Source organism: Streptomyces sp. RK62, assembly GCF_018070255.1.
GTDB classification, from domain to species: domain Bacteria; phylum Actinomycetota; class Actinomycetes; order Streptomycetales; family Streptomycetaceae; genus Streptomyces; species Streptomyces nigra.
Genome location: NZ_JAGPYD010000007.1, coordinates 1 through 19,683, shown reverse-complemented (window position 1 = coordinate 19,683; position 19,683 = coordinate 1). Strand labels below are relative to the sequence as shown.

Annotated in this window: 18 protein-coding genes, 1 tRNA gene and 1 riboswitch; of the genes, 4 read left to right on the top strand and 15 right to left on the bottom strand. The window is 73.3% G+C overall.

Going from position 1 to position 19,683, the window contains the following annotated elements:
• Positions 1-10: 10 nt before the first annotated feature.
• The 6 genes from KBY32_RS14625 to KBY32_RS14600 form a co-directional block, all read right to left on the bottom strand.
• Positions 11-1,054, bottom strand: coding sequence for an HTTM domain-containing protein (locus tag KBY32_RS14625; protein ID WP_210980371.1), 1,044 nt, complete (start codon positions 1,052-1,054; stop codon positions 11-13).
• The gene (locus KBY32_RS14620) at positions 1,051-1,704 is read right to left on the bottom strand and encodes a DUF5819 family protein (protein ID WP_210980370.1); all 654 of its coding nucleotides are present in this window, start codon (positions 1,702-1,704) and stop codon (positions 1,051-1,053) included. Before KBY32_RS14620 ends, KBY32_RS14625 begins: the two co-directional genes overlap by 4 nt.
• Before the next feature lie 11 nt (positions 1,705-1,715).
• Complete coding sequence (locus tag KBY32_RS14615; RefSeq protein ID WP_055624938.1) at positions 1,716-2,033, bottom strand: hypothetical protein; 318 nt, start codon at positions 2,031-2,033, stop codon at positions 1,716-1,718.
• Between the two features lie 46 nt (positions 2,034-2,079).
• Positions 2,080-2,316 (bottom strand): hypothetical protein, encoded by a 237-nt coding sequence (locus KBY32_RS14610; RefSeq protein ID WP_055624939.1) that lies wholly within the window; start codon positions 2,314-2,316, stop codon positions 2,080-2,082.
• Positions 2,317-2,489: 173 nt separating this feature from the next.
• The gene (gene ribA / locus KBY32_RS14605) at positions 2,490-3,134 is read right to left on the bottom strand and encodes a GTP cyclohydrolase II (protein WP_055624940.1); all 645 of its coding nucleotides are present in this window, start codon (positions 3,132-3,134) and stop codon (positions 2,490-2,492) included.
• Between the two features lie 123 nt (positions 3,135-3,257).
• The gene (locus KBY32_RS14600; RefSeq protein WP_210980369.1) at positions 3,258-3,773 is read right to left on the bottom strand and encodes a MarR family winged helix-turn-helix transcriptional regulator; all 516 of its coding nucleotides are present in this window, start codon (positions 3,771-3,773) and stop codon (positions 3,258-3,260) included.
• A 123-nt stretch (positions 3,774-3,896) separates the two neighbouring features.
• Here KBY32_RS14600 and KBY32_RS14595 point away from each other — a divergent pair, with 123 nt between their 5' ends.
• From KBY32_RS14595 to KBY32_RS14585, 3 genes are all read left to right on the top strand, one after another.
• The gene (locus KBY32_RS14595) at positions 3,897-5,030 is read left to right on the top strand and encodes a dihydrofolate reductase family protein (RefSeq protein ID WP_210980368.1); all 1,134 of its coding nucleotides are present in this window, start codon (positions 3,897-3,899) and stop codon (positions 5,028-5,030) included.
• Between the two features lie 163 nt (positions 5,031-5,193).
• A tRNA-Met gene (locus KBY32_RS14590) sits at positions 5,194-5,267 on the top strand.
• A 302-nt stretch (positions 5,268-5,569) separates the two neighbouring features.
• Positions 5,570-5,727: riboswitch (cyclic di-AMP (ydaO/yuaA leader) on the top strand.
• Between the two features lie 11 nt (positions 5,728-5,738).
• The gene (locus tag KBY32_RS14585) at positions 5,739-6,761 is read left to right on the top strand and encodes a M23 family metallopeptidase (RefSeq protein ID WP_115509314.1); all 1,023 of its coding nucleotides are present in this window, start codon (positions 5,739-5,741) and stop codon (positions 6,759-6,761) included.
• Positions 6,762-6,859: 98 nt separating this feature from the next.
• Here KBY32_RS14585 and KBY32_RS14580 read toward each other — a convergent pair whose 3' ends face one another.
• The 4 genes from KBY32_RS14580 to KBY32_RS14565 form a co-directional block, all read right to left on the bottom strand.
• Complete coding sequence (locus KBY32_RS14580; RefSeq protein WP_210980367.1) at positions 6,860-8,194, bottom strand: PrsW family intramembrane metalloprotease; 1,335 nt, start codon at positions 8,192-8,194, stop codon at positions 6,860-6,862.
• A gap of 122 nt (positions 8,195-8,316) precedes the next feature.
• Positions 8,317-9,168 carry a tRNA (guanosine(46)-N7)-methyltransferase TrmB gene (trmB, locus tag KBY32_RS14575; protein ID WP_210980366.1) on the bottom strand — a complete coding sequence of 284 codons (852 nt, stop codon included), beginning with the start codon at positions 9,166-9,168 and terminating at the stop codon, positions 8,317-8,319.
• 523 nt (positions 9,169-9,691) lie between these two features.
• On the bottom strand, positions 9,692-10,900 hold the full coding sequence (gene lhgO, locus KBY32_RS14570) for an L-2-hydroxyglutarate oxidase (RefSeq protein ID WP_210980365.1): 1,209 nt from the start codon (positions 10,898-10,900) through the stop codon (positions 9,692-9,694).
• A gap of 89 nt (positions 10,901-10,989) precedes the next feature.
• Positions 10,990-12,414, bottom strand: coding sequence for a hypothetical protein (locus KBY32_RS14565; RefSeq protein WP_055624946.1), 1,425 nt, complete (start codon positions 12,412-12,414; stop codon positions 10,990-10,992).
• A 736-nt stretch (positions 12,415-13,150) separates the two neighbouring features.
• Here KBY32_RS14565 and KBY32_RS14560 point away from each other — a divergent pair.
• Positions 13,151-15,238 (top strand): asparagine synthase-related protein, encoded by a 2,088-nt coding sequence (locus tag KBY32_RS14560; protein ID WP_210980364.1) that lies wholly within the window; start codon positions 13,151-13,153, stop codon positions 15,236-15,238.
• Between the two features lie 43 nt (positions 15,239-15,281).
• On the opposite strand, the gene KBY32_RS14555 is transcribed toward KBY32_RS14560, so the two are convergent.
• The 5 genes from KBY32_RS14555 to KBY32_RS14535 all read right to left on the bottom strand — a co-directional run.
• The gene (locus tag KBY32_RS14555; protein WP_210980363.1) at positions 15,282-16,553 is read right to left on the bottom strand and encodes a hypothetical protein; all 1,272 of its coding nucleotides are present in this window, start codon (positions 16,551-16,553) and stop codon (positions 15,282-15,284) included.
• A complete protein-coding gene (locus KBY32_RS14550; RefSeq protein WP_210980562.1) occupies positions 16,550-17,764 on the bottom strand; it encodes a glycosyltransferase in 1,215 nt (404 codons plus the stop codon). Before KBY32_RS14550 ends, KBY32_RS14555 begins: the two co-directional genes overlap by 4 nt.
• A 131-nt stretch (positions 17,765-17,895) precedes the next feature.
• A complete protein-coding gene (locus KBY32_RS14545; RefSeq protein WP_147304391.1) occupies positions 17,896-18,474 on the bottom strand; it encodes a hypothetical protein in 579 nt (192 codons plus the stop codon).
• 8 nt (positions 18,475-18,482) lie between these two features.
• Complete coding sequence (locus KBY32_RS14540) at positions 18,483-18,989, bottom strand: SigE family RNA polymerase sigma factor (RefSeq protein WP_055624950.1); 507 nt, start codon at positions 18,987-18,989, stop codon at positions 18,483-18,485.
• A gap of 119 nt (positions 18,990-19,108) precedes the next feature.
• Positions 19,109-19,683, bottom strand: a 575-nt coding sequence (locus tag KBY32_RS14535; RefSeq protein ID WP_210980362.1) for an NPCBM/NEW2 domain-containing protein, incomplete at its 5' end; no start/stop codon positions are given.

The window sequence follows — 19,683 nt, the reverse complement described above, 5'->3', positions numbered from 1 at the left end:
GTGCGGACGGTCAGCCTGCATTCTTGGCGGCGGCCGTCCGCGCCGCCGTCACGGCGGACTGTTCCGGCCATCCGGTGCGCCTTTGTACGGACGCCGTGACCCGGTCACGGACCCGGTCCGTCAACCGGATCGCCGCGGCGAGCGGCCGGCTGAGGAAGATCAGGTCGCAGGCCACCATCGTCAGCGCGAAGCCGGTCAGGCCCATGAAGAAGGCGATCGACAGATGGAAGCCGATGGACGCCACCGCCGCCCAGGGGCGCAGCCTCGGCACGAGCACACCCAGCGGGAAGTAGACCAGGAACAGGGTGGTGGCGTAGGTGCCGACGACCACCAGCAGGTCGTTCCCGTACACCAGCCGCGAGAATCCCGGGAGTTCGAACTCGGGGATGCGCATGATGTAGAAGAGCGCCGTGCCGTCCTGCCACAGCTTGCCCTGCACCTTGTAGAGGCCGCTGGTGACGTACACGAGGCAGATCTGCGTCGCGATGGCGAGGACGCCCAGGTTGTGCAGCGGGGTCTGGGCGGCGCGCAGGCCGCCGGGCAGCCGCTCCCGCACCCGTCCGGCCAGGCCGCTCGGGAAGGAGAGCCGGTCGTAGCAGCGGGTCAGCATCAGCAGGGGGATGACGAGGTAGGCCAGGTTGTCGCCGCCGTCGAGCAGGAACTGGTTCCGCTGGTACACCGACCACAGGAACACCCAGTGCAGGGCGAGCACCGGCCGGCCGCCGACCCCCAGCGTGACCGCGAGCGCCAGCAGCATGCCGAGGTGGAAGACCAGTTCGAACCACGCCGTCGACGTGCTGACCGAGTAGAGGCTGAAGGTGCCGGTCTCGTCCAGGACGTCCGTGAAGCGGCTCCACGACTCGACGCCCGAGGGGCCGAAGAGATAGTGCCGGTCGGCGTACTGCGAGGCGTAGAACATGAAGCCGACGAAGCCGAGGAGGGCCCGGGTGCCGGAGACGCCGAGGACGGCGAACGGCGTGGCGCCGAACCGGTCGAGCGAGGCCAGGGAGCGGTCCGCCCGGGCCCGCAGCCGTGCGTGGAGCGAGGCCGTCATCGCAGTTCACCCGCCTTCAGCCAGTCGAAGTCCTGCACTCGCACGGTGTCCTTGCCCGCCTTCGCCGGAGCGTTGCGCTGGGACCAGGGCGGAAGCTCGCGCACGTACATACGGATCTGGACGCGTTCCGGATCACCGCCGCATGCGCCGGGCATCTGGGTCAGCGAGTAACGGGCCAGGAAACGGACCGCGTTGTGCTGTGCCGCCCGCTCCTCCGGCATCAGACGGACCTTGTCCGCTCCGTCCTTGCCACCGTCCTTCGCGACGTCGTCCTTGTGCTTCTCGCGCAGCCGGTCGAGCAGCGGGTCCGTCGCGTTGATGGACTGCATGGGCGCGGAGACGAGCCGGGACATGCGGGAGGGGAAGAACCTGCTCTCCTGCGCCTCGCGCACATAGGCGGTGGTGACGTCGTGGTACTCGGTGACGCTCCCGTCCCGGCAGCGGGCCCGGGCCAGCACACCGCGGTCGTCGGCGAGCGGATCCGGTGCGAAGAGCATCCAGTTCTGGACGAAGTAGGGGTTCAAATAGCCCTTCACCTTGTCGAAGTGCTGGACCTTCAACGGGGTGGCGGGGGCCTGGGAGAAGGCGGCGAGAGCGAAGTGAAGGCCCAGAAGGGCGGCGCCGCCGAGCAGCACCGCCCTCCTGGTCATGAGATGACGCGTCACTTGTCGAAGACCTCTTCGACGGACGCGCCGTTGCTGGTGGTGTCCGCCGGGGCGGAGCCGAGGCTCGCGATCCGGACCACGTTGCCGACCTGGCTGCGGATGGCCTGCGTGCCGGCCAGCGCCCGCCCGTGGACGACCGCGGCACGGGCCACGGAGCCGACCCACCGCGGCTGCTTGGCGTCGGTCTTGTGCTCGGCCGCCTGGGCGGCGGAGGTGGTCACCGAGGGCGCCGCGGCCTGGGCGGGAGCCTGGGTGGCGAGCAGGGCGGCCACGCCGCCGAGAACCACACCGGCACCGGCGATTGCCTTCTTCACTTTTGTTCTCCCGTTTTCGTTCTTCCGGCCCATCAGGTCCCTCAGGTCACTGCCACCCGTTGACCGGCCTGCACAGCCGGGCGAAGGGAGGCAGCTGGACGCGGGTGCCGGAGTGCCTTCTGCAGAGACGCTCCACCGCCCGCTCCACCAGGTCGTGCGAGGCGTGTCCATGGAGCGGCACCGACAGCACGGGCCGCTGCTCCGCGGCGGCAGTGGCCGTACCCGTCGACCCCCAGCCCATGGCCGCGGCCGCGACCAGGACGACGATCGACCTGACGCGCACCGGATGACGCCTGGACCGCGCGTTCACTTGCTTCCCCCTTGACCTGACGGGTCGTTCTGACGAGAAGAACGATGCCATCGGAACAGCAGCGTCAGGCTGGTCGCTCATGTCAGCTTCCTGCAGGATGGGCGGCACTTTCCTGCCGCGCGACCGCCTCTCGCCGGGGCCGGGCCCTACGCCAGATGCGCCCCCGCCAACTCCCCCAGCGGCAGTGTGTGCTGGGTGCGGATGACCTTGGCCCGGAGGTAGCGAACGTTGGCCGGGGTGGCGAAGACGCCGGTGGGGACGCGGTCGTGGACCGTGATGCCGAGGTCGCGCAACTGGTCGGCTTTGTCGGGGTTGTTGGAGAGCAGGTCGAGTTCGCCGATGCCGAGGGCGGTGAGCATCTGGGCGGCCGCCGTGTAGTCGCGGGCGTCCTCGGGCAGGCCCAGGGCCGCGTTGGCGGCGTAGGTGTCGAGGCCCTCGTCCTGGAGGGCGTAGGCGTCCAGCTTGTTGTAGAGGCCGATGCCGCGGCCCTCCTGGCGCAGATACAGCAGCACGCCGCCGCGCCGCGCGATGCGCTCGACGGCCTCGCGGAGCTGGGGGCCGCAGTCGCAGCGGGCCGAGCCGAAGACGTCGCCGGTCAGGCACTCGGAGTGGAGGCGGACCAGGGGGGTGGTGCCGGGCTCGGGGGTACCGAGGACGACGGCCACGTGTTCGAGGCCGTCGGCCAGGCCGTGGAAGGTGACCAGTTCGGCGTCGGCGGTGTAGCCGTCGGGGAAGCGCAGCGGGACCCGGACACGGGCGCGCTGGGTGGCGGCTGCGAGGGAGTCGGGCATGCGGGTCTCCGGGTTCCGTGCGGGCCTCTGCTTCAGATTTGAAGCAGCTTCTCGGAGAGTGACCCTACCTCGTGCTTTAACTTTGAAGCAATGACTCCGGGTCACCCCGTCCTGCGGTGTGCGTCACGAACACGGCTTCGACGCACGCCGCCGCCAGGGCACCTCGTCCCCGGCGGTCTGGCCGCGGTCGCCCTCCACGCCCGAGCCGATCGCCGTGAAGATGTCCTCCAGCTGCCCCACCTGCTCCGGGGACAGCCGGTCGAAGATCAGCGACCGCACGGTGGCCACGTGGCCGGGGGCCGCCCGCTCCAGGAGCCGCATCCCCTCGTCGGTGAGGGCGGCGACGCTGCCCCGCTTGTCCACGGGGCAGTCCTCGCGGGCCACCAGACCGTCCTTCTCCAGCCGCGAGACGCCGTACGTCAGCCGGCTGCGGGTGATCTTCAGCCGCTCCGCGAGGTCGGTCATGCGCAGCCGGCGCTCCGGGGCGTCGGACAGCGTGGCGAGAATGGAGTAATACAGATGAGGCATGCCGGCCTCCTGCTGGAGCTGCCGGTCGAGCGCGTCCTCCACGAGCGCGACGGCGGCGATGTAGGCGCGCCAGGCGCGCTGCTCCTCGGGGGTGAGCCAGCGAGTCGTCATGTGTCCAGTGTAGGTTTGTTTCAAACTTGAACCAAGCCGATCAGTCAAGCCTCGATCAGCCAAGCCCGGATCAGCCAAGCACCGATCGACCAAGCACCGATCGCCGAGCGGGAGAGCGCGCCGATGCCGTCGTACCCCTACGTCCTGCTGTCCGTCGCCGTCTCCCTCGACGGCTACCTCGACGACACCGGCCCCGACCGGCTGCTGCTGTCCAGCCCGGCCGACTTCGACCGGGTCGACGAGGTACGGGCCTCCGTGGACGCCATCCTCGTCGGCGCCGGCACCATCCGGGCGGACAACCCCCGCCTGCTCGTGAACTCCGCCGAGCGGCGCGCGGCCCGCACGGCCGCCGGCAAGCCCGAGTACCCGCTGAAGGTGACCGTCAGCGCGTCCGGCGAACTCGACCCGGCGGCCAACTTCTGGCACACCGGCGGCGAGAAGGTCGTCTATACGACGGAGAAGGGCGCCCGGCGGCTGCGCGAGGACCCCGTCGCCGCCGACGTCGTCGCGCTCGGCGACGACCTGGACTGGCGGGAGCTGCTGGTCCACCTCCGCGAGGTGCGCGGCGTCGAGCGGCTGATGGTCGAGGGCGGCGGCACCGTCCACACCCAGCTCCTGCGGCAGGGGCTCGCCGACGAGCTGCAGCTGGTGCTGGCCCCGCTGTTCGTGGGCGACCCCCGGGCGCCCCGCCTCTTCGGCCCCGGCGGGTACCAGGAGGGCCGGCTGCGCCTTGTCGAGACCCGGCGCATCGACGACGTCGTCCTGACCCGCTACGAGCCGACCGCGCCCGGCACCGGCGTCCTCCCGGCAGCCGCGGACCGGCACTGGCTCGCCCTCGCCTGCGACCTGGCCGCCGAGTGCCCGCCCTCGCCGACCGCCTTCAGCGTCGGGGCGGTCGTCGTGGCGGCCGACGGCACCGAGCTGGCGCGCGGGCACTCCCGGGAGGGCGGCGACCCGGTCGTGCACGCCGAGGAGGCGGCCCTCGCCAAGATCGCGCCCGGCGACCCGAGGCTGGCCGGCGCCACCGTCTACACCAGCCTGGAGCCCTGCACGCACCGCTCCTCCCGGCCCACGCCCTGCGCCCGGCTGATCCTGGCCGCCGGAGTGCGGCGGGTCGTGACGGCCTGGCGCGAGCCGGACACCTTCGTCACGGACGCCGACGGCAGCGGGATGCTCGCCGCCGCGGGGGTGGACGTGCTGGTGCTGCCCGAGTACGCGGGACGGGCCGCGGCGCCCAACGCCCATCTGGCGCCCTGATGCGCGCGCTGCCCTGCGCCCCGGCGCCCGATCTGATGTGACACGTCCCGCACCACGGCGACAAAAGCCCTGGTCAGAGGGGGATCGTCGGCGCGGGCAGGACGGGTGTGGCGGTAAGGCGTGTGCGGTGGGTCCCGAGAATGGCGTACAGTAGAGACATCGCCGCGGGGTGGAGCAGCTCGGTAGCTCGCTGGGCTCATAACCCAGAGGTCGCAGGTTCAAATCCTGTCCCCGCTACTGAAGACTCAGGGCCGGAACTTTCGAGTTCCGGCCCTGAGTGTTTTCCCTTCCCTGCCGCGCCCCGGCACGCTGTCACGGAACGTGAGGGAGCGAACCCCCTCCGCATAACAATTGACGTACCGTCAGCAATGGAGGAGTGGTCGTGCGCGAGTCAACTCGCCCGATTTGGGCCGCTGATGACCCGTAAGTCCAGCCGGAAAACGTTAATGATCAAGTGGAACAGCTTGGAATACGCACCCCGCGTCTATTAACGTTCGATAACGCAGCGCGGTCGTCCCAGCCGTCACAAGAGTCGGCTCCGTGCGCACACGCTTAATCCTGTAGAGGAACCGGGGAACCACCACCTTGGGGTGAATCTCGCGGATACCACCGTGGCGACACGGCACGTATACGCGCGTAGGAGACCTTCCTGCTCCGAACCCGTCAGCTAACCCGGTAGGCGAGAAGGAAGGAAAGGAGTACGCCCACGTGGCGTCGAACCGTCCTGCCCCGCAAGCCCCCTTCGTGCCGGGCCAGCGCACCGCCGACACCTTCGGCTACGACCTGCACCGCACCGACGAGGGCCCCTTCGAGGAGTGGAACCCCACCGCGGAGTCCCTCCGTCCCGTTCGCGGCAGGCACCGCGTCTCCAAGCAGCGCGGCGGGGGACTCGCCCGCAGCTCCACGGTTCTCGGCGTCGGCGTCATAGCGGCCGTCGGCGCGGGCGGCATGGCCACCGCGCAGAGCGGCAAGCCCCCGGTCGCCATCACGATGCCGGACCTGCCCCTGATCTCCGACGACGACTCCGCCGCGGACGACAGCGCCACCGCCCTCAGCACGATGGGCGAGACCGCCGAGGAGACCGCCCAGAGCGGTTCCGACGCCGGCGAGGCGCTGCGCAGCCGGATCATCGCGCAGGCCGAGCTCCAGCAGGACCAGGTCGACAGCAAGGCCGCCGCGGCCGCCGTCGCCGCCGCCGAGAAGGAGGTCGCCGAGGCGGCCGCCAAGGCGGAGAAGGAGGCCAAGGAGCAGGCCGCCGCCGCCAAGGCCGCCGCCGAGGAGGAGGCCGCCAAGAAGGCCGAGGCCGAGCGCCTCGCCGAGCTGGCCAAGCAGTACACCCTGCCGACCTCCTCGTACACGCTCACCTCGACCTTCGGTGAGGCCGGCGCCTACTGGTCGTCCGGGCACCACACGGGCCTCGACTTCGCCGCGCCGACCGGCACGCTGATCAAGGCCGTGCACTCCGGCACGATCACGTTCGCCGGCTGGGACGGCTCGTACGGCTACAAGACCGAGCTCACCCTCGACGACGGCACCGAGGTGTGGTTCGCGCACCAGTCCTCGATCAGCGTCAGCGTCGGCCAGAAGGTCGCCACGGGTGACGTCATCGGCCGCGTCGGCGCCACCGGCAATGTGACCGGTGCCCACCTCCACCTGGAGGTGCACCCCGAGGGCAGCAGCGGCGGCATCGACCCGCTGGCCTGGCTGCGGAGCAAGGGCCTCACTCCCTGAGCGCCTTCCCCGTCTGAACCCCGGCAGTCCTGACGACGACCCCCCGACGTCAGGGCTGCCGGTTCTTCGTCTGTGCCGCGCCGCCCTCCCCGACCCGTCTACCCGAGGTAGGGGTTCCAAACCGGGGCTTGCGGTCCGCCGTGGGCGTGCCCGTTCGGGGCGTACGGCTGCTGCCACCAAGTGCCGTGCGCCGCGGGCACGTACGCGGGGACCGGCCGGGTCCGCGCGGTGACCGCGTACTGCAGGGCCGGGCGGGCCCACGCGCGGCGCAGCCACAGCTCGTTCAGCAACTCGCCCTCGCGGGCCACGTAGTCCTCGCCGGCCCGGCCCCTACGGCCCCGGCGCCTGAGGAACGCCAGCGAGGTGGCGTACGCCTCGTACTGGGCGACCGCCCGGGCCGCCGGCCGTCCGCCGTGATGGCGGGCGTACTGCCGGGCCACCCGGCGGTCGCGCATCGAACCCAGCGCGAACGGCTCGGCGGGGGACAGCCATCCGGCGACGGCGTAGGCGGGCAGCTCCTCGCGGACGGTCCGCAGTTCGCGGTACCGGGTCCACAGCACCAGCCAGACCAGCAGCCCGAACGCGGGCACCATGAAGGCCGCGTACACGGCGAAGAACCCGAACTCGCCGAACGTCGAGGAGCCGTTCCACAGGGCGTGCATGCCCATCGCGAGCAGCAGCCCGGACAACGGCAGCAGCACGCGGCGCACCCGCTGGCGGTCCCCGGCCAGCGCGGCGGCGCCGAAGCCGATGCCGGTGAGCACGGTGAACAGGGGGTGCGCGAAGGGCGACATGACGACGCGGACGAAGAAGGTCGCCGCGGTCACCGAGGCGATGCCGCTGCCGCCGGACAGCTGGTCGGTGCCGAAGGCGGTGCCCAGATAGAGGATGTTCTCGGTGAAGGCGAAGCCGGTGGCGGTGACACCGGCGATCACCACGCCGTCGAGGATGCCGCTGAAGTCCCGGCGCCGGAAGAGGAAGACCAGCAGGACGGCCGCCGCCTTCGCCGTCTCCTCCACGACGGGCGCTATGACCGTCGCGCCCAGGGTGTCCGCGTGGGACGGGTCGGCGGTCGCGGTCGCTATCCAGCGGGTCGCGAAACTGTTCGCCACGATCGCTATGAGCGCCGCCGCGCAGGCCCCCCAGGCGAAGGAGAACACCAGATTCCGCCAGGGGCCCGGCTCGACGCGGTCCAGCCAGCGGAAGGACGCGACGAGCAGCGGGACGGGCAGGACCGCGAGGCCCAGCCCGACCAGGAAGCCCTCCGTGCCGGTCTGTTCGCGCACCAGGGCCAGGATGACGAGCCCGGACAGCGCCAGCAGGGTGCTGAGCGCGGCGTAGGGCACCCATCGGCGCTGCCACCAGTGCGCGTGCCGCAGGGCCCCGCCGGCGGGGGCGGGGGGATGCGTCGGGTACGGGGGGCTGGTGGCCACGGCATCGACCCTAACGAGACGGGGGCGCCGCCCGCAGCGGCGCGAGGGGGCCGGGGCGCCGGTGAGGGGGGTGGTGTCGGTGGTGCTGTGTGCTCTCGTACGTGCTGTTGCGCCCGCTGCTCCTACCGCTGTACGCGGCGGAAGAGCAGGTCGTTCACCACATGACCCTTGTCCAGTCCCTGGCCTTCGAAACGGGTCAGCGGCCGGTGCGCGGGACGCGGCGCGAAACCGCCCCCGGGCTGGGTGTTTTCGAACTCCGGATGGGCCGTCAGCACGTCCAGCATCTGCTCGGCGTACGGCTCCCAGTCGGTGGCGCAGTGCACCAGCGCGCCCGGCTTCAGCCGGGTGGCGGCCAGGTCCAGGAACGCGGGCTGGATGAGCCGCCGCTTGTGGTGCCGCTTCTTCGGCCAGGGGTCCGGGAAGTAGACGCGCAGCCCGTCGAGGGAGTCCGGCGCGAGCATCTCGCGGAGCAGGATGATGGCGTCGCCGTTGCCGACGCGGACGTTGCTCAGGCCGTGGAGCTCGGCGAGGTTGAGCAGATTGCCCTGGCCGGGGGTGTGCACGTCGACGGCGAGGATGTTGGTGTCCGGGTCGGCGGCGGCCATCTGCGCGGTGGCCTCGCCCATGCCGAACCCGATCTCCAGCACGACCGGGTGGTCGTTGCCGAACAGCTCGGCCAGGTCGATGACGCGCTGCCCGTCGATGTCCAGGCCCCACTGGGGCCACAGCCGCCGCAGGGCATCCGCCTGGCCGGTGGTGACCCGGCTGCGGCGCGGCTGGAAGCTGCGGATCCGCCGCTCGAAGTGCGACCCGGCCGGGTCGGGCTTCGGCCCCTCGGGGAACCGCGGCTCCCCCTTGGCCCGGGCGTGCGGGACGGGGTCGCCGGGGGTGCGGGGGCCCTGCTCGCCGGGGGCGCCGGAGGAGACGGGGGCCCCGGGCGGGGCGGCTTCGGGGGCGTTGCGGAAATCAGACACAGTGGCATCGATTTTACGTGCTTCCCGACGCCGCTACTTTGGGCTGGGGGCCTGGCTCGGGCGGTCTGAGGGTGCCGCCCTTGGGCTGCGGGCCGGTCTGGACGGCCCCGAAGGTGCCGCCGTCGGGCTGCGCGGCAGACTGCCCCAGGGTGGCCGCCTTGGGGGCTGCGGGCCCGGGCCGAGCGGCCCGAAAGACCCGTGGGCCCGGAAGACCCGAGGGCTCGAAGGTCCCGTGAGCCCGAGCGGCCCGAGCGGCCCGAGCGGCCCGAGCGGACTGGGCGGCCTGGGCGGCCCGAGGGTGCCGCCCTTGCCCCGCGGGCCCGGGCCCGAGCGGCTCCAAGGACCCGTGAGCCCGAAGGCCCGTCGACCCGAACGGCCTGAACGGCCTGAACGGCCTGAACGGCCTGAACGGCCTGAACGGCCCGAAGGCCTCGTCGGCCCGAACCGCCCGAGGATGCCGTCCTTGTGTCGCGGGCCCTGGCCTGAGCGGTCCGGGCGCCTCGGACGGCCCCGGGCGCGCGGATCAGGCGGTCGCCAGTGCCCCCAGTGCCCGGCGGGCCACCTCGCGGCCGATCGGGAGGGAGGCCGTCGCCGCCGGGCTCGGTGCGTTCAGTACGTGGACGGCGCGCGGGCCCTCGCGGATCAGGAAGTCGTCCACCAGCGAGCCGTCCCGCAGGACCGCCTGGGCCCGGACCCCGGCCGCCGCCGGCTCCAGGTCCTCGGGCTCCACGGCGGGCAGCAGCCGGCGGACCGCGTCCGTGAACGCCGCCTTGGACAGCGACCGGCGCAGCTCGCCCGCCCCGTACCGCCAGTGCCGGCGGGCCATGCGCCACGCCCCGGGCCAGGCCAGCGTGGTGCCGAGCTCCCGGGGCCGTACGACGCCCCAGCCGTAGCCCTCGCGGGCCAGCGCCGGCACCGCGTTCGGGCCGATGTGCACGCCGTCGTCGATGCCCCGCGTGAGGTGCACGCCGAGGAAGGGGAACGCCGGGTCCGGCACCGGGTAGACCAGGCCGCGCACCAGCTCGGGCCGCCTCAGCGTGTAGTACTCGCCCCGGAACGGCACGATCCGCGCCTCCGGGTCGTCGCCGGTCAGCCGGGCCAGCTCGTCGCAGTGCAGCCCGGCGCAGTTCACCAGGACGCGGCCACGGACGATGTCCCCGCGCGTGGTGCGCACGGCCACCCCCAGGGACGGTCTGCGGTCGACGCGCTCGACGTGGGCGCCATAGCGGATCTCGGCGCCGGACGCCTCCGCCAGCCGGCGGGCCACCCCGGTGAAGTCGCAGACGCCGGTGGTCGGCACATGCAGGGCGGCCAGGCCCCGTACCTCGGGCTCGTGCTCCGCGATCTGCGCGGCGCCCAGCTCGCGCACCGCGATGCCGTTCTCCCGGCCGCGCTGGGCCAGGGCGTGCAGCCGGGGCAGCTCCTCGCGGCCGGTGGCGACGATCAGCTTGCCGGTCACGGCGTGCGCGACGCCGTACTCCGCGCAGAACTTGACCATCTCGGCGGCGCCCCCCACCGCGTACCGGGCCTTGAGGGACCCCGGGCGGTAGTAGACGCCGCTGTGGATCACGCCGCTGTTGCGTCCCGTCTGGTGGCGGGCGGGGCCGGGCTCCTTCTCCAGCACGGTCACCCGGGTGCCCGGCGCCGCACGCGTGACCGCGTACGCCGTGGCCAGCCCGACGATCCCGCCGCCCACCACGAGCACGTCACAGTCGAGCCCGAGCGCCCGCACCCGCACCACCTCCCGGCTTCGATGATGCCCTGCCCCACTGACAGCGCGGTCGAACCCGGGAGGCGCGCCCCGTGGGTGTCATGAGCCGCTCAGGCCGGCGTCATGAGCAGCGGGCGGGCCCGCTCCCGCAGCTCCACGACCCGTGGCTCGTCGCCGTACGGCTCCAGGCGGTGCAGCAGGTCCTTCACGTACTCGGTGGTGCGCGCGGACGATATCCGCCCGGCGACCTCCACGGCCCGCACGCCCTGCTCGCACGCCGCGTCGAGGTTGCCCGACTCCAGCTCGGCGACCGCCGACACGACGAGCCGCAGCCCGTGCGAGCGCACGAACTCCTCCGTCGGCTTCGACAGCGCCTGCTCGGTGAAGCGCCGCACCTGCCGGGGCGCCTTCAGGTCCCGGTAGCACTCGGCGGCGTCCGCGCAGAAGCGGTCGTAGGAGTAGAAGCCGAGCCACGACGGGTCGTGGTCGCCCTCGCGGGAGCGCTCCAGCCAGCCCTCGGCCGCCTTCAGGGCGGCACCGGCCGCCTGGGCGTCGCCCGCGCGCGCGTGGGCCCTCGCCTCCACCAGGCGGAAGAAGCTCATGGTGCGGGCCGTGGCGAGGCCGCGGTTGCGCTCCAGGGCGGCCTGCGCGAGGTCGACGCCCTCGTCGCCGAAGCCTCGGTAGGTGGCCTGGAGAGACATGGAGGCCAGCACATAGCCGCCGAGCGGCACGTCGGCCGCCGCGCGGGCGAGCCGCAGCGCCTGGATGTAGTACCGCTGCGCGGCCTCCTGCTGACCGGTGTCGAAGGCCATCCAGCCCGCGAGCCGGGTCAGTTCGGCCGAGGCCCCGAACAGGGCGCGGCCCACTTCGTCGGAGTACGAGCCGAGCAGCAGCGGCGCCGCCTCCACCCGTAAACACTCGGGGACCATGGAGGAACGCCAGTCGCCGCCCCCGTACTTGGAGTCCCAGCGTCTGGCGTCCTCGGCGGCCTCGCGCAGCTTCTGCACATCGCTGTGGCCGACTTTGAGCGGTGCCCCGGAGCCCTCGGACGGGCCCACCTCGCGGGCGACCGACGAGTCGGCCGGTGTTATCAGCCACCGGGACGCGGGGGTCGCGTACGCGCTCACGGCGAACGAGCCGGCCAGGGACTGCCAGATGCCGCCGGAACCGGCGCGGCGCCCGGCCAGGTCGAGACGGTAGAGCTCCGTCGCCGACTTCACCGCCTGTCCTACGTCCCGGGGGAAGGCGAGGCCCACCTCCGGCGCGGGGTCCGCGTCCGCCAGGCCGATCTCGTGGAGCGGCACCGGGCGGCCGAGTTTCTGGCCGATCGCGGCGGCGATCAGGTGCGGGGCGGCACCCTGCGGCACCATGCCCTTCGACACCCAGCGCGCCACCGACGTCTTGTCGTAGCGAAGTGTCAGTCCCCGCTGGGCGCCAAGGTCGTTGACGCGCCGCGCGAGGCCGGCGTTGCTGATTCCCGCGAGGGCGAGAACGGCGCCGAGTTTTTCGTTCGGCCCGCGTTGCTCCCTGGACATGCGCCACCCCTCGACACAGACGGCTGCCGCTCTGGCATAACCGCGCGGCATTCGTAAACCCAGCGTAGTTCGCCGCATCCCAAGCGTTAAGGGGCATTCTTCCGGATGGCGGGATTGTGGTCCGCACTCAAGTGCGCACCCCCTACGCACAGTTGTGCCGTGCTCCCGCTGTGTGGCCGTGCGCCCGCATGTGCGCTCTTCTCCGGCCACCGGGGGAGCGGTTCCATGGATCTCGCGTGGGTCGGCCCGCTGTACTGGATCCAGTGGGCTGGGGGATTCCGCCGCCTCCATCCCCGCGGGCGGCGGAACGGTCCGGGGGGCGCACTCCGTTCCCCGGACTGCGCGCGCGACGAGCACGGCGAGTAGTCCGCAGGGGTTGCACGGAGTGTGCGTAAGCCTGCCCCTACAGCGCCGATTTGGCCGAAAACCGACCACGCCCCGTACGGGTGATTTCCGCTCTCACCATGGAAGTTGAGGGCGCGAAAGGCGTTTTCAGGGAGCGTACCGGGGGCGCATTCAGGTCGCGGATGATGGCCGATCCACCCCTGCCACCAGCCCGATCGCCCCTGCCCGTACGGCAGTTGGGGTCGCGCGCGACCTGGGCGGGGGGCGCGGACACGGGCGCATTCAACGACGCCGAGCGGCTCCGTCGCCGCTCCGGCGCGCCTCCTTCATGGCAGCATGGTGACCCGGTTCATACCGTGCACCTGGTTGTCCACAGCCTGTGGAGGCGTCGATGCGGTGGTTGGTGGGATGGAGCAGCACCGCCGCGGTGGCCGCCGGAATCGACTCCGCCGGCGCCACCGGGCCCGACGGCGAGACCGTGCACCCGGTGGGCTCCCACCTTCTGTGGGGTGATCCGGACCCGCTGTGGGCGGTCGGCGACTGGCGCCCCGACGAGGTGCGCGTGGTCAGCGCCGACGCCCAGAACCGCATCGCGGTCCTCGGCACCTGCGGAGCCAGCGACGAGCAGCTGCGCCTCGGTCTTTTCGCCGCGCGGGGGGGCGCACTGCGGCATCTGACGGCCTGGCCCGGCAGCTACACCGCCGTCGTCCAGGTCGGCCGCCGGGTCACGGTGTGCGGCGACCTCGCGGGCGCCCGGCCCGTCTTCTACACGCCCTGGGCCGGTGGCACCGCCTACGCGACCGCCGCCCTCCCGCTCGCCGACCTCATCGAGGCCAACCTCGACTTCGGGCACCTCGCGGCGCTGCTCGCCGCCCCCGACGTACCGGCCGCGGTGCACGACTCCACCCCGTACGACGGCGTACGGCGCATCCCGCCCGGGCACGCGCTGATCCTGCGCGCCGGGGCGCGTGAGATCGCCGGGTACGAACCCGTCGCCTCGCTGGCCGTGGCGGCACCCCCGGCCGACCCCGACAGCGCGGTGGACGCCGTACGCGACGCGCTGGTGGACGCCGTACGCGCGCGTCTGTCCGCGCCCCGCCATGTGCCGGACATCGACCCGGGACCGGTACCGGGAATGGGCCCCGCCGAGCGGCGCGCCGCGCGCGGGATGCCCGTCCCCGGCATCGGCGCCGACCTGTCCGGCGGACCCGCCTCCGGCACCCTCGCCCTGCTCGCCGCCGGCCTGCCCGGGATGCCGGGCACCGTCCTGGGCCATGGCACCGGCGCGGGCGAGCGGCTGCTCGCGGTCACCTTCAACGACCTCGCCGTCGGCGGCCGCGAGGCCGAGCTGGAGCGGGCCGGCGCCCTGGCGGCCAACCCCCGTCTCCATCACGTCGTGGTGGCGGGCGGCGACGACACCCTGCCCTACGCCGACCTGGACGGACCGCTCACGGACGAGCCGGGGCCCAGCCTGGTGACGGCGGCCCGGCACCGCGCCCGCCTCGCGTCCGGCAGCGCCGACCACTTCACCGGCTATGGCGCCCGGCAGGTCCTGGACGCCCACCCGGCCCGCCTCGCCGACCTGCTGATGGACCGCAAGCGACGGCATCTGGTGCGCCCGGTCGCCGCGCTGACCAAGGCGGACGGCTCGGTGCTGGTCCCCGCGCGCGTGTACGGCGCGGCCCGCAAGCTTGCCCGCACCCCGTACGGCGCGGGCCTGGAGACGCTGGCCGCCCGGCTGATGGACCACCGCTTCGAGGAGCCGGGCGGTGCGGTGGGGGCCTCGCTCGCCGCGCTCACCTGGGCCAGACCCGGCCCGGCGGCCCGCTGGCTGACCGGGGAGGCACTGGCTGAAGTATCGGTTCGCCTGCAGTCGGCGACGCATCGCAACGGCGTCGGCCCCGGCCAGCGCCCCGGCGACTACCGCGCACGGGCGGCCCTCGCCCGGCACGCCGCCGACATCCGTGTCCTGGAGCAGGCCGCCGAGATCCGCTCCCAGCGTCTGCACACCCCGTTCCTCGACAACCAGGTCGTCCGCGCCTGCCGGGCCCTCCCTGAGGCGCTGCGCGTACAGCCCGGCGCCCGTGCCTCGATCCTGCGCCGGGTCCTGGAGGGCGCCGGTGTGGCCGACCTCCCGCCCGGCTGGGGCGCCACCTCGCACGCCCCGGCGGCGGTGGCGGCCCGCACCGGCCTCAGGGTGGCGGCCGAACCCCTGATGGACCTCTTCGGCAGCCCACTGCTCGCCCAGGCCGGCCTGGTGGAGGCCCGGGTGGTCCGCAAGGCCCTGCGGTCCGCCGCCGAGGGCGAACCGCTCCCCCTGGACGGCCTCGCCGACCTGGTCTCCCTCGAACTCTGGCTCGGCCGCCTGCTGTCCCGCCGGGGCACCTGCTGGACCGGCACCCCGGCCCGCGCCCGTGCCGTACCGGCGGGCATCCGGCCGAAGCGCGGCGCCCTGGGGGCGGGGGCGGCGGGCCGGTAGGCGGACCGGCCAGGACTCGTCAGGACACGGGCCTGGGAGCCGGTCAGGGCACGCCCAGCTCGAAGAGCACGTAGCCCGCGTACGACCCCGACGCCACTGCCGCCATGCCGAGCAGCCCGCACAGCAACGGCAGGCTCAGGGTGCGCAGTTTCAGGGCGAGCGGCACGAACAGCGGGAACGCCGGGAGCAGATAGCGGGAGACGTTCCCGAAGATCTGCTGGCTGCCGAGGACCAGGGCGAAGGTCAGCACCGTGTAGACGACCAGCACGGACGGCGGGCGCAGCCGGATCAGCAGCGCGATCAGCGCCAGGCCCAGCAGGACGACGATCACCCCGATCAGGTCGGGGACGGGGAACGCGAAGAGGTAGTCGCGCCGGCCCACCGCCACGTTCGCGAAGACGTCGAGGGTCTGCTCGCCGTAGTCGAAGGTGTGGGCCCAGGCGCCCTTCTGCAGCACGAAGTAGCCGTCGAGCCGGCCCATCCGGTCGCCGACGTACAGCAGATAGGTGCCCAGCCCGAGGGGGGCGAGGAGGATCGCGGTGAGCGGGCGGGACAGGTCGCCGTCGTGGCGGCGGTGCAGGGTCCGCAGCGCGGCGACGGTGAGCGCGGCGATCAGGGCCACCGAGGTGGGGCGGCTCAGTCCGGCGGTGAAGGTGAGGACGCCCGCGGTGAGCCAGCGGTCGTTCATCACGGCGTGGCAGACCCACACCGCGAGGGCGACGTACAGGGACTCCGAGTAGCCCGACCACTCGGTGCCCGAGCCGGGCCAGACCGCCCACAATCCGGCCGCGGCGAGCCCGGCGCGACGGCCGCCGAAGCGGGCGGCGACGGCGTGGATGCCGAGCGCCGCGACGAACGACGACACGATCGACACCAGCAGGCCGGCGCCGTACAGGCCGAGACCGGTGATGTCGGAGACCAGCCGCATGGTGGCCGGGTACAGCGGGAAGAACGCCGCCGAGTTGCCCTCCAGGGTGATCAGGCCCTTGGCGTCGGGGATCCGGACCAGCGCCGGGTCGTACCCATGGGCGGCGATCTGCTGGTACCACCAGCCGTCCCAGCTGGCCAGGACGTCCCACGCGTGTTCGCCGCCGCCGAAGCGCGGGTGCTTGCGGCGGAAGTCGCCCGTGGAATCGAGCAGATGCAGGAAGACCAGGAAGCCGATCAGCTTCAGGCCGCCGTACAGGACGATGACCGGCAGATGCTCGCGGGCGAGCTCCGCGGCTCTGCGCCGCACGCCGTCGAGCCGGTCCCGGCCGGTGCGGTCGGAGGGTACGGCGGCGGGCTGGTCGACGGGGGTCAGGGTGGCGTTCACGCGCGCGCCTCCGTGCCGCGCCGGCCCGCCCGGAACACCCACACGCGCAGCAGCAGGAACCGCAGCAGGGTCGCCCCGAGATTGGCGGCGACGAGCACCACGAGCTCCGTGGCGCGCGCGGCGTCCGGCGCGACACCGTGCAGGACGGCCAGCGAACCGCTGGTCAGCGCCAGACCGACGAGGAACACCAGCAGGCCCTTCGCCTGGTGGCGCAGCGCCCCGTCCCGTCCGCGCACCCCGAACGTCAGCCGCCGGTTCGCGGCCGTGTTGGCGAGCGCGCACAGCAGCAGCGCGACCGCGTTGGCCGCCTGCGGTCCCGCGGCCGGCCGCAGCAGTCCGTACAGCAGCACATAGCCCAGGGTGCTGACGGCCCCCACGGCACCGAACCGCAGCAACTGCCCCGCCAGACCGTCCGGTTGCCCGTCCTCGCGCCGGCGCAGCCGGGCCGTGGGAAGGGTGCCCCGGGCCAGCGCCGCGCCGATCCGGGCGATGCCGCGCAGGTCGGCCAGCGCCGTCGCCCAGATGTCGACCCGGCTGTCGGGGTCGTCGACCCAGTCCACCGGCACCTCGTGGATCCGCAGGCCGGCCCGCTCGGCGATCACCAGCATCTCGGTGTCGAAGAACCACCCCGAGTCCTCGACCAGCGGCAGCAGCCGCTCGGCGACATCCCGCCGCACCGCCTTGAACCCGCACTGCGCGTCGCTGAAGCCGACCGCGAGCGTGGAACGCAACAGCGCGTTGTAGCAACGGGAGATGACCTCCCGGCGCGGCCCGCGCACCACCCGCGAGCCACGCGCCAGCCGGGTGCCGATCGCGATGTCGGAGTGCCCGGATATCAGCGGGGCGACCAGCGGCAGCAGCGCGGCGAGATCCGTCGACAGATCCACGTCCAGATACGCCAGGACCGGCGCCTCGGACCGCGACCACGCCGTGTGCAGCGCCCGGCCGCGCCCCTTCTCGGCCAGCCTCAGCCACTCCGTCTCCGGCAGTTCCTCGGCCAGGCGGGCCGCGATCGCCGGGGTCGCGTCCGTGCTGGCGTTGTCCGCGACGGTGATCCGGAACGGGTACGGGAAGGTCTCGCGCAGATGGGCGTGCAGCCGCCGCACGCTGCGCTCCAGGTCCGCCTGCTCGTTGTGGACCGGGACGACCACGTCCAGGACCGGCTCGCGCTGGTGCGCCGGGAGCGGCGTCCGGAGCGGCAGATGATCCATCAGATTTGTCACGTTCCATCCAGGTTCGTTCTCTGGCGCAGGGCATGCCGAAGGCGCGCGTGGCATCACGGGGTGACCTGCCGCGGTGAGTGGTCGGGGTCGGGGGCCGGGGGGCCGGTCGGCGGGGGCGGCTAGAAGAGCTCCCCCGAGGGCGGCGCGGAGACCTCCGTGTTGCTGGGCTGCCCGTCCGGGGTGTTCGTGGGCGGGCTGGTGTCCCGGTCCGGCGGCGCCTCGGTGTTCGTGTCCGCGTCGCCGTCCGACCCGGCCTCGGTCTCCGTCCCGCCGCCCCGGTCCTTCTCCTCGTTCTCGGTCCGGGTGGGGTCGGCCGTCGGGGACTCACGGCCGGCCGAGGGGGCGGTGGTCGACGGCGCGGAGTCGTCGGCGGAACCGGTGGGCGACTCCGGCGGCGACTCGGTGGGGCCGGAGAGCTCGGGCGAGGGGGTGGGGCCGGGGGTCGCCGGGGCCGTCGCCGGGCGCGGGAACGGGCCCTGCGGATGCTCGTCGCCCCGGTCGTGGGGCAGCGCGAACCAGGCGAAGCCCAGGCCGATGCCGACGACCGCCAGCACCGAGCCGGCGGCCCGCTTCACCGCGCGGACGCGCCGGTGGGCCCGCACCCCCGCGTGCAGCCGCACCTGGTGCTCGGGCTCGAAGGGGGTGTGCTCCCGGGAGTCGCGCATCATCCGCGCCAGCTCCCGCTCGAAGTGGTCCATCGGCTTCTTCACCCCACCGGCTCGATCACGTCGGACAGGAGGCGGCGCAGCCGTGCCACGCCCCGCGAGGCGTGCGACCGCGCGGTGCCCACCGGGCACCCCAGCACCTCGGCCACCTGCCGCTCCGACAGGTCCTGGTAGTACCGGAGCACCACCGCGGCCCGCTGCCGCGCCGGCAGCTGGGCCAGCGCGGCCTCCAGCCGGGAGCGCTCCACGACCGCGGCGGACACGTCACCGGTCCCGGGCAGGTCCGGCAGCTGCTCGACCGGCCGCTCCCCCCACCAGCGCCGCCGCGCCGACCGGGCCGCCGCGCGCACCAGCACCTTCCGTACGTACGCCTCCGGCGCCTCCTCCGCGATCCGGGGCCAGACGAACCACAGCTTGACCATCGCGTCCTGGAGCAGGTCCTCGGCCCGGTGCCGATCGCCACCCACGAGGAGACGGGACAGGTGGAACAACGCCGACCAGCGAGCTGCCACGAACCCGTCGAACCCTTCGGCCCGACTCTGCTCCACGCCCACCGTCCCCTGTCGCCACCGGCCCCCTACATTCAGGGAAAGACACTGGGCAGGCCGAAACGATGCACTGGATTCGTGTGATCCGGGTTACACCGGAGGGGTGCTGCCGAACCGGGTCAGGAGCAGCGGAACTTGGAGTCCGCCCAGTCGGCGGGCAGCAGGGTGTCGAAGGCGCCGTGCGGCTCCACGACCAGCCGTACGGTCCGGCGCCCGGTCAGGTCGACGTGGACGGGCACGGCGGCGGCACCCGCCTTCACCGTGCCGGACCGCCACAGCCGGACCCCGTCGGCGTGCACCGAGAAGGAGAACCGGCCGAGCCCCAGCGTCGAGTCGTCGACGCCGACCCGCGCCTCATAGGCGTCGCACCGCCGGTTGAGGTCGATGGTGACGGAGGACCGGCCGTTGACGGTGACGCCGTGCGCGTAGTGCCGGCCCGCGATCGACAGCCCTTGCCGCTGCCACACCCAGCTGCTCTCGGCCAGCCGCATCTCCGGCCCGCTGCCGTCACCGGTGAGGTCGTACGCCAGCTCGTCCCACCGGTACTCGGCCGGGGCCGGCGGGGGAGGAGGCGTGGGCGTGGGTGTGGGTGTCGCGGCCGGGGTGGTCGGCGCGGGAGTGCGGGGCGGCTCGGGGGCGGGCGGAGCCGGCTTCGCGCTGGGCGTGCGGGTCGGCGGGGGGGAGGGGGTCGGGG

Bases quoted from the DNA above. Each gene is read 5' to 3' on its own strand.
- KBY32_RS14625 (WP_210980371.1), bottom strand. From the start codon at position 1,054: ATGACGGCCTCGCTCCACGCACGGCTGCGGGCCCGGGCGGACCGCTCC.
- KBY32_RS14620 (WP_210980370.1), bottom strand. From the start codon at position 1,704: ATGACCAGGAGGGCGGTGCTGCTCGGCGGCGCCGCCCTTCTGGGCCTT.
- ribA (WP_055624940.1), bottom strand. From the start codon at position 3,134: ATGCCCGACTCCCTCGCAGCCGCCACCCAGCGCGCCCGTGTCCGGGTC.
- KBY32_RS14600 (WP_210980369.1), bottom strand. From the start codon at position 3,773: ATGACGACTCGCTGGCTCACCCCCGAGGAGCAGCGCGCCTGGCGCGCC.
- KBY32_RS14595 (WP_210980368.1), top strand. From the start codon at position 3,897: ATGCCGTCGTACCCCTACGTCCTGCTGTCCGTCGCCGTCTCCCTCGAC.
- KBY32_RS14565 (WP_055624946.1), bottom strand. From the start codon at position 12,414: ATGTCCAGGGAGCAACGCGGGCCGAACGAAAAACTCGGCGCCGTTCTC.
- KBY32_RS14560 (WP_210980364.1), top strand. From the start codon at position 13,151: ATGCGGTGGTTGGTGGGATGGAGCAGCACCGCCGCGGTGGCCGCCGGA.
- KBY32_RS14550 (WP_210980562.1), bottom strand. From the start codon at position 17,764: ATGGATCATCTGCCGCTCCGGACGCCGCTCCCGGCGCACCAGCGCGAG.
- KBY32_RS14545 (WP_147304391.1), bottom strand. From the start codon at position 18,474: ATGGACCACTTCGAGCGGGAGCTGGCGCGGATGATGCGCGACTCCCGG.